Origin of the sequence: Escherichia fergusonii ATCC 35469 (genome assembly GCF_000026225.1) — a bacterium.
In the GTDB taxonomy this organism is placed as follows: Bacteria; Pseudomonadota; Gammaproteobacteria; order Enterobacterales; family Enterobacteriaceae; genus Escherichia; species Escherichia fergusonii.
In genome coordinates, this window is the sequence record NC_011740.1 from 1050115 (window position 1) to 1065209 (window position 15095).

At 49.8% G+C, this 15095-nt stretch carries 11 protein-coding genes, 1 tRNA gene and 1 pseudogene; 6 read left to right on the forward strand and 7 right to left on the reverse strand.

Translation table 11 applies throughout. From position 1 onward, the window contains the following. Window positions 1-370 precede the first annotated feature (370 nt). Window positions 371-2029 carry an ATP-dependent endonuclease gene (locus EFER_RS05215; RefSeq protein ID WP_000599778.1) on the forward strand — a complete coding sequence of 553 codons (1659 nt, stop codon included), beginning with the start codon at window positions 371-373 and terminating at the stop codon, window positions 2027-2029. On the opposite strand, the gene EFER_RS05220 is transcribed toward EFER_RS05215, so the two are convergent. Beyond that, window positions 2026-2976: a VirK/YbjX family protein gene (locus EFER_RS05220; RefSeq protein WP_002431630.1), complete on the reverse strand. Its 951-nt coding sequence runs from the start codon at window positions 2974-2976 to the stop codon at window positions 2026-2028. The genes EFER_RS05215 and EFER_RS05220 overlap by 4 nt on opposite strands. Window positions 2977-3137: 161 nt before the next feature. Here EFER_RS05220 and macA point away from each other — a divergent pair, with 161 nt between their 5' ends. Then, window positions 3138-4253 carry a macrolide transporter subunit MacA gene (macA, locus tag EFER_RS05225; protein ID WP_001242896.1) on the forward strand — a complete coding sequence of 372 codons (1116 nt, stop codon included), beginning with the start codon at window positions 3138-3140 and terminating at the stop codon, window positions 4251-4253. Further along, window positions 4250-6196 (forward strand): macrolide ABC transporter ATP-binding protein/permease MacB, encoded by a 1947-nt coding sequence (gene macB / locus EFER_RS05230; protein WP_000188205.1) that lies wholly within the window; start codon window positions 4250-4252, stop codon window positions 6194-6196. The genes macA and macB overlap by 4 nt, the downstream gene beginning before the upstream one ends. Window positions 6197-6416: 220 nt before the next feature. Here macB and cspD read toward each other — a convergent pair whose 3' ends face one another. Continuing rightward, a complete protein-coding gene (cspD, locus tag EFER_RS05235; RefSeq protein ID WP_000410783.1) occupies window positions 6417-6638 on the reverse strand; it encodes a cold shock-like protein CspD in 222 nt (73 codons plus the stop codon). A 155-nt stretch (window positions 6639-6793) separates the two neighbouring features. On the opposite strand from cspD, the pseudogene EFER_RS24550 reads away from it, so the two are divergent. The 3 genes and pseudogenes from EFER_RS24550 to clpA form a co-directional block, all read left to right on the forward strand. Continuing rightward, window positions 6794-6865 (forward strand): annotated as a pseudogene (locus EFER_RS24550) (hypothetical protein); the annotation flags it as partial. 95 nt (window positions 6866-6960) lie between these two features. Then, window positions 6961-7281 carry an ATP-dependent Clp protease adapter ClpS gene (gene clpS, locus EFER_RS05240; RefSeq protein ID WP_000047741.1) on the forward strand — a complete coding sequence of 107 codons (321 nt, stop codon included), beginning with the start codon at window positions 6961-6963 and terminating at the stop codon, window positions 7279-7281. Window positions 7282-7311: 30 nt separating this feature from the next. Then, window positions 7312-9591, forward strand: a complete 2280-nt coding sequence (gene clpA / locus EFER_RS05245) for an ATP-dependent Clp protease ATP-binding subunit ClpA (protein ID WP_000934073.1) — start codon at window positions 7312-7314, stop codon at window positions 9589-9591. Between the two features lie 403 nt (window positions 9592-9994). On the opposite strand, the gene EFER_RS05250 is transcribed toward clpA, so the two are convergent. The 5 genes from EFER_RS05250 to cydD form a co-directional block, all read right to left on the reverse strand. Continuing rightward, window positions 9995-10082: transfer RNA gene (locus tag EFER_RS05250), tRNA-Ser, on the reverse strand. 253 nt (window positions 10083-10335) lie between these two features. Beyond that, window positions 10336-10554 (reverse strand): translation initiation factor IF-1, encoded by a 219-nt coding sequence (gene infA / locus EFER_RS05255; RefSeq protein WP_001040187.1) that lies wholly within the window; start codon window positions 10552-10554, stop codon window positions 10336-10338. A 284-nt stretch (window positions 10555-10838) separates the two neighbouring features. Continuing rightward, window positions 10839-11543 (reverse strand): leucyl/phenylalanyl-tRNA--protein transferase, encoded by a 705-nt coding sequence (aat, locus tag EFER_RS05260; RefSeq protein ID WP_001241696.1) that lies wholly within the window; start codon window positions 11541-11543, stop codon window positions 10839-10841. Between the two features lie 41 nt (window positions 11544-11584). Next, window positions 11585-13306, reverse strand: coding sequence for a heme ABC transporter ATP-binding protein/permease CydC (gene cydC, locus EFER_RS05265; RefSeq protein WP_001202152.1), 1722 nt, complete (start codon window positions 13304-13306; stop codon window positions 11585-11587). Further along, on the reverse strand, window positions 13307-15073 hold the full coding sequence (gene cydD / locus EFER_RS05270) for a heme ABC transporter permease/ATP-binding protein CydD (protein WP_001043632.1): 1767 nt from the start codon (window positions 15071-15073) through the stop codon (window positions 13307-13309). Between the last annotated feature and the right edge of the window lie 22 nt (window positions 15074-15095).

The following is a 15095-nucleotide window of genomic DNA, read 5'->3' on the forward strand; positions in this document are numbered from 1 at the left end:
TTTAACATTTACGCAGAAGATACGTATAACTCAACATTATTGTAGAAACATGATTTATCACTTAACCAGTTAAATAAAACCACTAAGTTTGATTTAGAGCATAGTGATCGAGTTCATTGAACTGATTTATCTTAATCACAATTGTAGTTTGTCTTTATGTAAACAATGAATAGCTGAAAAATAAATAAACCATCTGGGGTAATCTACCTGGAAAAAGTAAATTATGAGAATAGTCTGAATGACTGAAAAATATAATTGTACATTTTTCAGTCGGTTGGCTCGCATAACTGTACTGCCGTCACGTTGAAGATGATTTTTTCCAGGTATACTGCTGGTAGCGTTAAGGAGAGGGATTTTATTTGGGGGATACATGATTCTTGAACGCGTTGAAATAGTTGGCTTTCGTGGTATCAATCGTCTGTCGCTGATGCTGGAACAAAATAATGTGCTGATCGGCGAGAACGCATGGGGTAAATCCAGCCTGCTGGATGCGCTGACTCTTTTATTATCTCCTGAATCAGATCTTTACCACTTTGACCGCGATGATTTTTGGTTTCCGCCAGGGGATGTTGGTGGGCGGGAACATCATCTGCAAATCATCCTTACTTTTCGTGAATCATTACCGGGACGGCATCGTGTGCGCCGTTATCAGCCATTGGCTGAGTGTTGGACGCCATGTCGTGATGGCTATCACCGGGTTTTCTATCGCCTTGAAGGGGAAAGCCACGATGATGGTAGCGTAATGACCTTGCGTAGCTTCCTCGATGGCGACGGACATCCGTTGGCGATTGCTGATATTAACGAGCAGGCGAGGCATCTGGTACGGTTAATGCCAGTGCTTCGTTTGCGTGATGCCCGCTTTATGCGGCGCATTCGTAATGGCACGGTGCCAAACGTTCCCAATGTGGAAGTTACAGCGCGGGAACTGGATTATCTGGCTCGTGAACTGGCTACGCGCCCGCAAAACCTTACTGATGCGCAGATTCGACAGGGGTTGTCGGCAATGGTGCAACTGCTGGAGCACTATTTTTCCGAGCAAGGCGCAGGGCAGGCGCGCTATCGCCTGATGCGTCGTCGGGGCAATAATGATCAGCGTAGTTGGCGTTATCTCGACATCATTAACCGCATGATTGACCGCCCCGGTGGGCGAACGCATCGGGTGATTTTGTTGGGGCTGTTCTCCACTTTATTGCAGGCGAAAGGAACAATACGGCTGGACAGAGATGCCAGACCCTTGCTGCTGGTGGAAGATCCTGAAACGCGCTTGCATCCAATTATGCTGTCGGTCGCCTGGCAGTTACTAAACTTGTTGCCTCTGCAGCGTATTACCACCACGAACTCCGGTGAGTTGCTTTCTCTTACACCTGTTGAACATGTGTGCCGCCTGGTGCGTGAGTCTTCACGTGTCGCTGCATGGCGTCTGGGGCCGGGGGGATTGAGTGCTGAAGATGGCCGACGGATTGCTTTTCATATTCGCTTTAACCGTGCTTCTTCACTGTTTGCCCGCTGCTGGTTGCTGGTGGAGGGGGAAACAGAAACCTGGGTCATCAATGAACTGGCCCGTCAGTGTGGTCATCACTTTGACGCTGAGGGGATTAAAGTGATTGAGTTTGCTCAGTCAGGTCTAAAACCGTTGGTGAAATTTGCCCGTCGAATGGGGATCGAATGGCATGTTCTGGTTGATGGTGATGAGGCCGGGAAAAAATATGCCGCTACAGTGCGCAGCTTGCTTAACAATGATCGTGATGCCGAACATGAACATTTGACTGCATTGCCCGCACTGGATATGGAACATTTTATGTATCGGCAGGGCTTTTCTGATGTCTTTCATCGGGTGGCGCAAATTCCGCAAAATGTACCGATGAATATGCGCAAAATTATCTCGAAGGCGATCCATCGCTCTTCGAAACCCGATCTTGCCATCGAAGTGGCTATGGAAGCCGGACGACGTGGTGTTGATGCAGTGCCAGTATTGTTTAAGAAAATGTTCTCCAGGGTGGTATGGCTGGCACGCGGCCGGGCAGATTAAGCATGAAATAGCATCGACATCTGTTCTTCAATGGTATCGAGCAAAAGATAGCGCCGACGGTATTCCGCACGTTTTTTGCTCGCTATTTCTGCCATATCTTTGCGCGGTATTTTCGCCGGGATATGGTAAAAATGCTGTTTATCGCACTCACCGCCCACCGCGGCCCAGAATGCATTGTAATCAGCATGAATTTTTTCATCTTTATCCCGGTAACGCAGGCTGCGGTAAATATGTGTTTCGTTGCTGACCGCGAGAATTTGTTCAACTCTCAGGCGATTCGCAAGGCGACACGCAGCTTCCAGAACCAGACGTTTAGGAAATAGCCCCGAGCAGGCTTTTGTCGCATCCTGAATTGCCTGATGAGGAATTTCTGGTTTCGCGCCTTGCAGCCCACCAATAAACAGCGTTCTTTTGCCCTGGTACTCACACAGTGTAAACGTGATTTCTGCCAGCGGAATACCTTCATCATTTCGCAGGAGGATCGTACTGTCGCCTTCTTTGTCCATAGAGATCATCATGGTCAATTCCAGCGTATAGCGTTCGCCATTTTTGCCTTCCAGCTGCGCCAGTTGCAGGCCTGGAGTATTCAGATAGCAATTGAATTCTTCGGCTGACATTACGTTACGTAATAAGGCATAGTGATAGCGCAACGCCGCAAGCAATTGTTGACGGTTAAAACTCACCGTCAGATAGGGACGATGGAGACGAACAGGTAGCCGTGGCTGGCGCACCAGTAACGCGTTAATATGCGGCATCTGGCAGAGTTCATTCATCCACTCAATGCTAAGTCGTGGCATAAGCAATGACCGCAGCAAAAATTTTTGGCGGAATTTGCGTCGATGCCAAAATTTACCAGGACGCAATTCGCCGCTTGCCAGACGGAAGAAAAGGGTCCGACTGTTTAGAGATTTGCCAGGAGAAAAGGTATTTTCAGTTAGCTGCGACATATTCACCAATCCAATATAAAGTCGTAGCCCAATTCCAGCATTGACAAACTTAACCAAAAATCAATAAAGCGATTACTCACCGTGACTTTGTGGTTTTGTTGATGTTTGGTTGAAGTTTTACTGTTCATACAGGTGAGAACGACGATGAATTCAGGAGCTGTATGCGAATGAGGGAAAGGTTTAAAAAACGTTATCTGATAGCAGCCATTGTTATTTTGGGTGGGCTTATGGTGCTCTGGAAAACGCTGAATGCGCCAGAGCCGAAATATCAGACATTAATTGTGCGCCCAGGAGAGCTACAGCAAAGTGTGCTGGCCACCGGAAAGCTGGATGCATTACGTAAAGTCGATGTTGGTGCACAGGTGAGCGGTCAGTTGAAAACGCTGTCGGTAGCTATTGGTGACAAAGTCAAAAAAGATCAGCTACTGGGGATTATCGATCCTGAACAGGCGCAAAACCAGATTAAAGAAGTGGAAGCGACGCTAATGGAGCTGCGGGCGCAACGTCAGCAGGCCGAGGCCGAACTGAAACTGGCACGGGTAACGTTATCCCGCCAACAGAAACTGGCGCAAACCCAGGCAATCTCACAACAGGATCTGGATACCGCAGTGACAGAGTTGGCGGTGAAGCAGGCTCAGATTGGCACCATCGATGCGCAAATTAAGCGTAACCAGGCATCACTGGATACCGCTAAAACTAATCTCGATTACACCCGAATTGTGGCCCCGATGGCTGGCGAAGTGACGCAAATCACCACGCTTCAAGGCCAGACGGTCATTGCTGCTCAGCAGGCTCCAAACATTCTGACGCTGGCAGATATGAGCACTATGTTGGTAAAGGCTCAGGTTTCAGAAGCGGATGTTATTCATCTAAAACCGGGGCAAAAGGCATGGTTCACTGTGTTGGGCGATCCACAAACACGTTACGAGGGGCGAATCAAAGATGTTCTGCCGACCCCAGAAAAAGTTAACGATGCTATTTTTTATTACGCCCGTTTTGAGGTGCCAAATCCGCAAGGCGTGCTGCGTCTCGATATGACAGCCCAGGTGCATATTCAGCTTGCCGAAGTAAAAAATGTACTGACTATTCCGCTGTCTGCACTGGGCGATCCCGTGGGAGATAACCGTTATAAAGTCACTTTGTTACGCAATGGCGAAACCCGGGAACGGGAAGTGGTTATTGGTGCCCGTAACGACACCGATGTGGAAATTGTTAAAGGACTGGAAGCGGGCGACGAAGTGGTGATCGGTGAAGGGAATCCCGGAGCAGCAAAATGACGCCACTGCTTGAACTCAGTAATATCCGCCGCAGCTTCCCATCAGGCGAAGACGTGGTTGAGGTGCTTAAAGGGATCAACCTGACAATCAATGCCGGGGAGATGGTGGCGATTGTTGGTGCGTCTGGTTCCGGCAAGTCAACACTGATGAATATCCTCGGTTGTCTGGATAAACCCACCAGCGGTATTTATAAAGTGGCGGGTCAGGATGTTTCCACACTGGATAGTGACTCACTGGCGCAACTTCGCCGCGAACATTTTGGCTTTATTTTCCAGCGTTATCATTTGTTGTCACACCTTACGGCGCTTCAAAACGTGGAAGTACCCGCTGTCTATGCTGGTATTGAGCGTAAACAGCGAGAAGCGCGGGCGCAGGCATTATTGCAACGCCTCGGATTAGGCGAACGCGTGGATTATCGTCCGGCACAACTTTCTGGCGGGCAACAGCAGCGAGTCAGTATTGCCCGTGCGCTGATGAATGGCGGTCAGGTTATTTTAGCCGACGAACCTACCGGGGCGTTGGACAGCCATTCAGGTGAAGAAGTAATGGCGATTCTTCACCAACTGCGTGAGCGTGGGCATACGGTGATTATTGTCACCCATGATCCCCATGTTGCGGCACAGGCTGAACGGGTGATCGAAATTCGTGATGGCGAAATCGTGAGTAATCCCCCAGCGAAAAATAGCGCTATTGCACAAACTTTTTCAGACTCATCAGCACAACCCCGTTCTGGCTGGCGACAGTTTATTGCTGGCTTTCGCGAAGCTCTGACTATGGCCTGGCTGGCATTAGCAACCAATAAAATGCGCACTTTACTCACAATGCTCGGCATTATTATTGGTATTGCGTCGGTCGTATCGATTGTGGTGGTCGGAGATGCAGCAAAGCAAATGGTGTTAGCGGATATCCGCTCCATCGGTACAAATACAATTGATATCTATCCGGGAAAGGATTTTGGGGATGACGATCCTCAGTATCAACAGGCATTAAAATATGACGATCTGGCGGCCATCCAAAAACAATCATGGGTTGCTTCCGCGACGCCAGCAGTATCGCAAAATGTTCGACTGCGTTATGGCAATATCGATGTGGCGGCTGCAGCTAATGGTGTCAGTGGCGATTATTTTAATGTTTACGGCATGACGTTCAGTGAAGGGAATACCTTTAACAAAGAACAACTCAATGCCAGGGCGCAAGTTGTGGTACTCGACAATAATACCCGCCGACAACTTTTTCCCCATAAAGCAAACGTTGTGGGGGAGGTCATCCTGGTCGGTAACATGCCTGCTACGGTGATTGGGGTCGCTGAAGAAAAGCAGTCGATGTTTGGCAGCAGTAAAATACTTCGTGTGTGGTTGCCCTATAGCACAATGGCAAGCCGGGTGATGGGGCAGTCCTGGCTGAACTCCATTACTGTAAGAGTGAAAGAGGGCTATGACAGCGCTCAGGCAGAACAGCAATTAACGCGCTTAATGACTTTGCGCCATGGTAAAAAAGATTTCTTTACCTGGAACATGGACGGCATTCTTAAAACCGCTGAAAAAACCACTCGCACTTTACAACTCTTTTTAACTCTGGTGGCGGTCATTTCACTGGTTGTCGGTGGGATTGGTGTGATGAACATTATGCTGGTTTCTGTTACCGAGCGAACGCGTGAAATCGGTATCCGAATGGCAGTAGGCGCGCGTGCCAGTGATGTTCTCCAGCAGTTTCTGATAGAGGCTGTCATGGTATGTCTGATTGGTGGTGCACTGGGGATCTGTTTATCGTTATTGATCGCGTTCACATTGCAACTCTTCCTGCCTGGTTGGGAAATTGGCTTCTCGCCAGTGGCGCTCTTAACGGCATTTTTGTGTTCTACAATTACCGGTATATTGTTCGGCTGGTTACCGGCACGAAATGCCTCACGACTGGACCCGGTAGAAGCGTTGGCCCGCGAATGAGTCATGTCGGAAGAGGTCAGATCTATAGCAGGAAGAGCTACACTCATCATACTTCAGGCTGAATGTGCTGTGCCTGCGGATTTGTCTTTCACCCCAGCCGCTTACGGCAGCCAGGCTCCTGCAACGCGAATTACTTAGAGTATGCAAGAAACAGAAATAAAAATGCCAGCCGATGGGGCTGGCATTTTGTTTGAGTGATGTACACAATGAAACTGATCACCTATGCAATGGCTTCAGCTTCATAGGGTACAATGACGCTGGCATGATTGCCTTTTGGTCCCTGAGTAACATCAAACTGGACTGGTTGGCCAGCTTTTAACGTTCTGTAACCATCCATTTTTATTGTGGAGTAATGCGCGAAAATATCTTCGCCTCCACCTTCAGGGCAAATAAAACCGAACCCTTTTGCATTGTTGAACCACTTAACAGTACCCTTTTCCATGCTTCGACATCCTTCGTAAATCTTATACAGGTAAGATGGAATGAATCAGTGGTGGAGTGGAGGGGGATGTGCAAAACCTCGCCAGCTCTCGTGATACAATTTAGAGAAATAAGGCGTTGCGTCAAGCGGGATACAACGTAGAAAGGGTAAAAAAGAATCAAAAATTTGAAGCAGTTAACGCTATTGCCGGGAATGTGACAGATGTCGCGGATGCCAATGATAGATGATAGTTATCTATTAGATGGAGTAAATTGATAATTCTTATCCGCTCATGTCAGGTGCAGGCGCTGCCGATAACCGTAACTGAAGATGATCACTGACAATGAGTAAAACTAACGACTGGCTCGATTTTGACCAACTGGCGGAAGACAAAGTTCGCGACGCGCTAAAACCGCCATCTATGTATAAAGTGATATTAGTCAATGATGATTACACTCCGATGGAGTTTGTTATTGACGTGTTACAAAAATTCTTTTCTTATGATGTAGAACGTGCAACACAACTGATGCTTACTGTTCACTATCAAGGCAAAGCCATTTGCGGCGTCTTTACTGCTGAAGTCGCGGAAACCAAAGTGGCGATGGTGAACAACTATGCGAGGGAGAACGAGCATCCATTGTTGTGTACGCTGGAAAAAGCCTGAATGCAGGCATAAAAATTGGGGGAGGTGCCTATGCTCAATCAAGAACTGGAACTCAGTTTAAACATGGCTTTCGCCAGAGCGCGCGAGCACCGTCATGAGTTTATGACCGTCGAGCACTTGTTACTGGCGCTGCTCAGTAACCCTTCTGCGCGTGAAGCGCTGGAAGCATGTTCTGTCGATCTGGTAGCGCTCCGTCAGGAGTTAGAAGCCTTTATTGAACAAACCACACCCGTACTGCCTGCCAGTGAAGAAGAGCGTGATACCCAGCCGACGCTAAGTTTTCAGCGTGTGCTGCAACGCGCCGTCTTCCATGTTCAGTCCTCCGGGCGTAGTGAAGTTACCGGTGCTAATGTGCTGGTTGCCATCTTTAGCGAACAGGAATCTCAGGCGGCTTACCTGCTGCGTAAACATGAAGTCAGCCGCCTTGACGTGGTTAACTTTATTTCCCACGGGACGCGTAAAGATGAGCCGAGTCAGTCCTCTTCTGATTCCGCAAGCCAGCCAGGTAGCGAAGAGCAAACGGGCGGGGAGGATCGGATGGAGAATTTCACGACTAATCTCAACCAACTTGCTCGCGTAGGGGGGATCGACCCTCTGATTGGTCGCGAAAAAGAGCTGGAGCGCGCGATTCAGGTTCTTTGCCGTAGACGGAAAAATAACCCGCTGCTGGTGGGGGAATCTGGTGTCGGTAAAACTGCAATCGCCGAAGGGTTGGCCTGGCGTATCGTTCAGGGCGACGTACCGGAAGTAATGGCCGATTGCACTATCTATTCACTGGATATCGGTTCGTTACTGGCTGGCACCAAATATCGTGGTGACTTTGAAAAACGCTTTAAAGCGTTGCTCAAACAACTGGAGCAGGATACCAACAGCATTCTGTTTATCGATGAGATCCATACGATCATTGGTGCGGGCGCAGCTTCCGGTGGCCAGGTGGATGCAGCTAACCTGATCAAACCTTTGCTTTCCAGCGGCAAGATCCGGGTGATCGGCTCCACAACTTATCAGGAATTCAGCAATATTTTCGAAAAAGACCGTGCTCTGGCGCGTCGCTTCCAGAAAATTGATATTACCGAGCCGTCCATTGACGAAACGGTACAAATCATTAATGGCCTGAAGCCGAAATATGAAGCGCACCACGATGTGCGGTATACCGCAAAAGCGATTCGTGCGGCGGTGGAACTGGCGGTGAAATACATTAACGACCGTCATCTGCCGGATAAAGCCATTGACGTTATCGATGAAGCGGGCGCTCGTGCACGTCTGATGCCAGTGAGCAAACGCAAGAAAACGGTTAATGTTGCAGATATTGAGTCTGTGGTCGCGCGTATTGCCCGTATACCAGAGAAGAGTGTTTCTCAGAGTGATCGTGACACGCTGAAGAGCCTGGGTGATCGCCTGAAAATGCTGGTGTTTGGTCAGGACAAAGCGATAGAAGCGTTAACAGAGGCGATCAAAATGTCCCGTGCAGGTCTGGGGCATGATCATAAACCCGTTGGCTCGTTTCTCTTTGCCGGGCCAACCGGGGTAGGGAAAACCGAAGTAACGGTGCAGTTGGCTAAAGCGCTGGGGATTGAGCTGCTGCGGTTTGATATGTCCGAGTATATGGAACGTCATACTGTTAGCCGTCTGATTGGTGCGCCTCCGGGATACGTTGGTTTTGATCAGGGTGGTCTGCTGACCGATGCGGTAATCAAGCATCCGCACGCGGTACTGCTGCTGGACGAAATCGAGAAAGCGCATCCAGACGTGTTCAACATTCTGTTGCAGGTGATGGATAACGGTACGCTGACCGATAACAACGGACGCAAAGCAGACTTCCGTAACGTGGTATTGGTGATGACCACCAACGCTGGGGTACGAGAAACTGAGCGTAAATCGATTGGTCTTATCCACCAGGACAACAGCACCGATGCGATGGAAGAGATCAAGAAGATCTTTACGCCGGAATTCCGTAACCGTCTCGACAACATTATCTGGTTCGATCATCTGTCAACCGACGTGATCCATCAGGTAGTGGATAAGTTCATCGTCGAGTTACAGGTTCAGTTGGATCAGAAAGGGGTTTCCCTGGAAGTGAGTCAGGAAGCGCGTAACTGGCTTGCTGAGAAAGGTTACGACCGGGCGATGGGCGCACGTCCGATGGCACGTGTCATCCAGGACAACCTGAAAAAACCGCTCGCTAACGAACTGCTGTTTGGTTCGCTGGTGGATGGCGGTCAGGTCACCGTCGCGCTGGATAAAGAGAAAAATGAGCTGACCTACGGGTTCCAGAGTGCGCAAAAGCACAAACCGGAAGCAGCGCATTAATCTGATTGTCAGGTAGGATGATGAAGTCCGTAATCTCGTCAGGGGTTACGGACTTTTTGTTTATGGGGGGAGGTGGTCCAGACCTTTTTTTTGATGATGATAGTAAGTTGTTGATAATTAATGCTGCGGGAAGGTAAGGATAAAAAAGGGTTGCAGCAGGAAAATGAGATGGTTTTGCTTTATTAACAACGGGCTAAACGTGTAGTATTTGAGTTCACTGCCGTACAGGCAGCTTAGAAAAATGGTGAATATGGCAGAAAAGCCCTTTGCGAGTTCACTGCCGTACAGGCAGCTTAGAAATTCACTGGTAACATACTCCACCCGCCCACCATGTTCACTGCCGTACAGGCAGATAAAATGCGAAAAAAAAGCTCGTACTTTCGTACGAGCTCTTCTTTAAATATGGCGGTGAGGGGGGGATTCGAACCCCCGATACGTTGCCGTATACACACTTTCCAGGCGTGCTCCTTCAGCCACTCGGACACCTCACCAAATTGTTTGGCTGCCAAACCTCATGGGTGGCAACGGGGCGCTACTATAGGGAGTTGGAGTAAAACGGTCAAGAAGAATTTTAATGATAATTATTGTTTGCTCATACTGTAAACAAGTTGTGCAGTATATCTACATCGAGACAAGTTACGGACTTATACTTGCAAAGTACTTCATACATATCACAAAATAAAAAGGCCGGTTAAACCGACCTTTTACGCATTCTTTCTCTTCGCCCATCAGGCGGTAAAACAATCAGCGACTACGGAAGACAATGCGGCCTTTGCTCAGGTCGTACGGGGTCAGCTCAACAGTCACTTTGTCGCCCGTCAGGATGCGGATGTAGTTTTTACGCATTTTACCGGAGATGTGTGCAGTAACCACGTGACCGTTTTCTAACTCTACGCGGAACATGGTATTAGGCAACGTTTCAAGAACGGTACCTTGCATTTCAATATTGTCTTCTTTGGCCATCTAATCCTCTGGGGTATCACTACCGTAATTTGAACCGGCAAGATAATGCCGAAGTTCTGTAAATAAGTAAAGATTTGCGCGCTAAATCGCAACAAACAGGTTCGGCACATTACTCCGAAAACACACGGCTAAGCCGCACCAAAAGCGCAACGTATAAGGGAGCGGTGAGATAAACGATGGGCGTTACCTGACGCGAAAAATTCCTTATCGGCAGCGGGGTAATGAGCGTAACCAACTCTGCGACCGCAATTATAACACTCTGGGGAGAAATGTGCCGAAAACATTCATTCTTGTGGTGAAAACAAGCACCGTGGTACCCAGAAATTATTCGGCAATCGTCCGAGGCGCATTTGATTGAGATAATTTAGATAATCCCGGCGGGGAATTTCGCAGGCACCAAGCGAAGCTGTGTGATCGTTAAGGACCTGGCAGTCGATAAGTTTGCCACCGTGACGGATAAATTCATCACAGAAGACCAGTAGCGCCGTTTTGGACGCGTTTTCCATCCGGCTGAACATGGACTCGCCACAAAATAGCGTTCCCTGCGCCACGCCGTACATACCGCCGACAAGCTCATCTTTACGCCAGACTTCAATGGAGTGGGCATGACCGAGTTCGTGAAGGCGATGGTAGGCTTCGACCACGCCACGCGTGATCCAGGTTCCTTCTTCGCGATCGCTGGCACAGCCTTCAATGACCTGACCAAAGGCGTAATTCATCGTGACGCGATAGGGCGAGCGTTTATGAAATCGTTTCATACTACGGCTGATATGTAATGATTCAGGCCATAGTACCGCGCGAGGATCGGGCGACCACCAGAGGATGGGGTCGCCTGGAGAAAACCACGGAAAAATACCACGCTGATAAGCCATTAACAGGCGCGTAGGGCTAAGATCGCCCCCCAGTGCCAGCAGGCCGTTAGGCTCACGTAATGCGCCTTCCGGGGAAGGGAAGGCTATTGAATGGCGAGAAAGCTGAACCAGGCGCATGACCGCAAAACTCCACGCAAGTCGGATCGTTCAATAATAGCTTACAAACCCTGCTTAAACTGGTAATAACGCCCCTGTCGGGCAAGCAGTTCTGCGTGAGTACCTTGCTCAATAATTTGCCCGTTGTCCATCACTATTATTTGCTGGAAACGAGAGAGCCCGCGAAGTCGATGGGTGACCATTAACACCGTTTTCTCACGCATCATTTCTGCAAGTAATTCAAGGATCTGACTTTCAGTTGTGGCATCTAAGCCTTCGGTAGGTTCATCCAGCAATACCAGTGGCGCATCATGTAACAGCGCACGGGCGATAGCCAGACGGCGCAGTTCACCACCGGAGAGCTGGCGTCCGCCTTCACCTAACCAACTGTTGAGACCTGCATCCTCGAGCAGCTTCTCCAGACCAACTCGACGCAAGATCTCCGCCAAAACTTCATCACTACTGCCAGGGGAGGCGAGTAACAGATTATCACGCAGTGTGGCGCTAAACAGATGCACTCGCTGTGGCACAACGCTGATGGTCTGTCGTAGAGTTGCTTCGTTCAGGCTGGCTATGGGGCTATCGTTAATTAAAATCTCGCCCTGTTGCGGGTCCCATGCGCGGGTCAGCAGTTGTAACAATGTTGATTTACCGCATCCGGTTCGCCCGAGAATCGCCATATGTTCTCCGGCGTTTACCTGAAGAGAAATCCCTTTAAGTGCCTGTTGGGACTGCTCCGGATAAGTGAACTGAACATCCCGTAACGTCAGCGAAACGCAATCGGCAACACGGGTTTGGGTATCAGGGAAGGTGACTTCAGGTTTTTGATCCGTTAAATCGGTGATCCGTACGGCAGAGGCAATGACTTGCCCCAGATGCTGAAATGCACCCGTTACTGGTGCCAGTGCTTCAAACGCGGCTAACGCACAGAAGACAAACAGGGCAATTAACGCGCCTGGTTGAGTATTGCCACCAACGCCGCCAGACGCCATCCACAGCATCAGGATCACCGCTAACGCGCCAATTAACAGCATTATTGCTTGCGACAAAGCTGTCAGTTCAGATTGACGGCGTTGCGCTTCCAGCCACTGAATTTCAGTATTCTCTAATTGCGTGCGATAACGATCGCTGGCACCAAAAATGGTCAGCTCAGCTTGCCCTTGCAGCCAGGCTGTCAGTTGTTGGCGATACTGCCCGCGAAGATGAGTCAGATTTTGCCCGGTGCTTTTTCCCGCACGATAAAACAGCGGTGGCATCAGGAAAAGCGTCAGTAACATAATGCCACCCAGCGTAAAGGCGAGGGTGAAATCAAGAAAACTTAACCCGATAGTCACCACCATAATCACTACAAAAGCGCCCACCAGCGGCGAGATAACGCGCAGGTAAAGATGATCGAGCGTATCAACATCCGCCACGACGCGGTTGAGCAATTCGCCCTGACGATAGCGCGCCAGTCCGGCTGGGGAGAGGGGGAGCAATTTGCTGAAGGTGTAAATGCGCAGATGCTGCAACACGCGGAAAGTCGCGTCATGGCTCACCAGACGTTCAAAATAGCGCCCGGCAGTACGGGTGATTGCTGCGCCACGCACGCCCGCAGCGGGTAGCATATAGTTGAAGCTGTACAGTCCTGCAACGCCCGCCACTGCTGAGGCGGAGAGGAACCAGCCGGAAAGTGTCAACAGACCGATACTGGCGAGCAGTGTGAGAATTGCCAGTACGATGCCAAGGCTTAACATCCATTTATGGCGTTTATACAGTGCCAGATAGGGTAGCAAAGCGCGCATTTAAATCTCCTCCTGACGATGGGCCAGCAATGTGGCAAAAGGACCGTTAGCCACGCTTAATTCCGCGTAACGTCCTTGCTCGATAATCTGACCATCCTGCATTACCCAAATGACATCCCAGTCCGCAAGATCTTCTAACTGGTGGGTGACCATTAACGTTGTCTGGCGCAGAGAGGCGGCATTCAGCGCCTCCATTACGCGCTGTTCACTGTGAGCATCAAGGCTTGCTGCGGGTTCATCCAACAGTAATAGCGAACAGGGATTCAGTAATGCACGCGCCACCGCCACACGTTGTGCCTGGCCTACGGAAAGGCGGGCAGCCTGGTCGCCAACAGGCGTATCAACTCCTTGTGGCAGGAGCGGTAGAAACTCATTGACCCACGCGTTATCCAGTGCTGTTTGTAACTCTTGTTCGCTGGCATCAGGTCGTGCCAGCAGTACGTTATCTCGTAGTGTTGCTGCTGGTAATTGTGGATTTTGACCAACCCAGGAGAGATGCTTACGCCATGATTCCGGTGATAAATCACGTAATTCTATTCCGTTGATTCGTAGCGATCCCTGATATGAAAGAAAACCAGAAAGCGCATTCAGTAGTGAGCTTTTACCTGAACCGCTACGACCAACCAACACCGCTCGTTGACCTGCTGGCAAAGTAAAGTTCAACGGACCTGCCAGCGTTTTACCTTCCGGCGACGTGATAAACAGATCCTCGGCCTCAATGGTCACCGGATCGGTCGACGTTAATTCAGCCTCACCGCGCTGCGGATGGGCGAGCGGGGTTTCCATAAACGTTTTCAGACTGTCTGCCGCGCCAACAGCCTGGGCTTTAGCATGATAAAACGTACCCAGATCGCGCAATGGCTGGAAAAACTCCGGCGCAAGGATCAGGGCCAGAAACCCCGCAGCCAGCGTCACGCCAGTATCGTAGTGCCCAAAATCCAGCTCACCGAGATAGGAAAAACCAAAGTAGACCGCGACCAGAGCAATTGACAGCGAGGTAAAAAATTCAAGAATGCCGGAGGATAAAAACGCCAGCCGTAGCACTTCCATTGTCCGTTGGCGGAAATCTTCCGAAGCAGAACGAATACTTTCAATTTCAGCTTCGCCACGACCAAAAATACGCAATGTTTCCATGCCGCGCAGGCGATCAAGAAAATGCCCACTTAAGCGAGCAAGAGCGAGAAAGTTACGTCGGTTAGCATCGGCAGCCCCCATTCCAACCAGCGCCATAAACAACGGAATTAACGGCGCAGTGCCCAGCAGAATGAGCGCCGCAGCCCAGTTAGAGGGGAAGATCGCCACCACAATCAGCAACGGCACCGACACTGCCAGCGCCATTTGCGGCAGGTAGCGTGCATAGTAATCATGCATATCGTCAATTTGCTCGAGTACCAGCGTCGCCCAACTCCCTGCCGGTTTCCCCTGAATCCATGCTGGCCCTGCTTGTTGCAGACGGTCGAGAACCTGACGGCGGATGGCAAAGCGGATATGTTGCCCGGCGTGATAACCCACTCGTTCGCGTAACCAGACCACCCATGCGCGCAGTACAAAGGTCAAAACCAGTAACGTAAAGGGAAGCAGCAGGGCTTCACGGGGAATACTCTCCATAATCATATGTTGCAGAATACGCGCCATGAACCAGGCCTGGGCAATGATCAATATGCCGCTCACAAAGCCCAGTAGACGAGAAATATTCAGCCAACGTTGGGAGATGACGCTTTGCTGTTTTAACCAGCGGGTTAACTCTTTTTGACGGGATTTATTCATTGCACGCTTAGCAGGTGAGTTA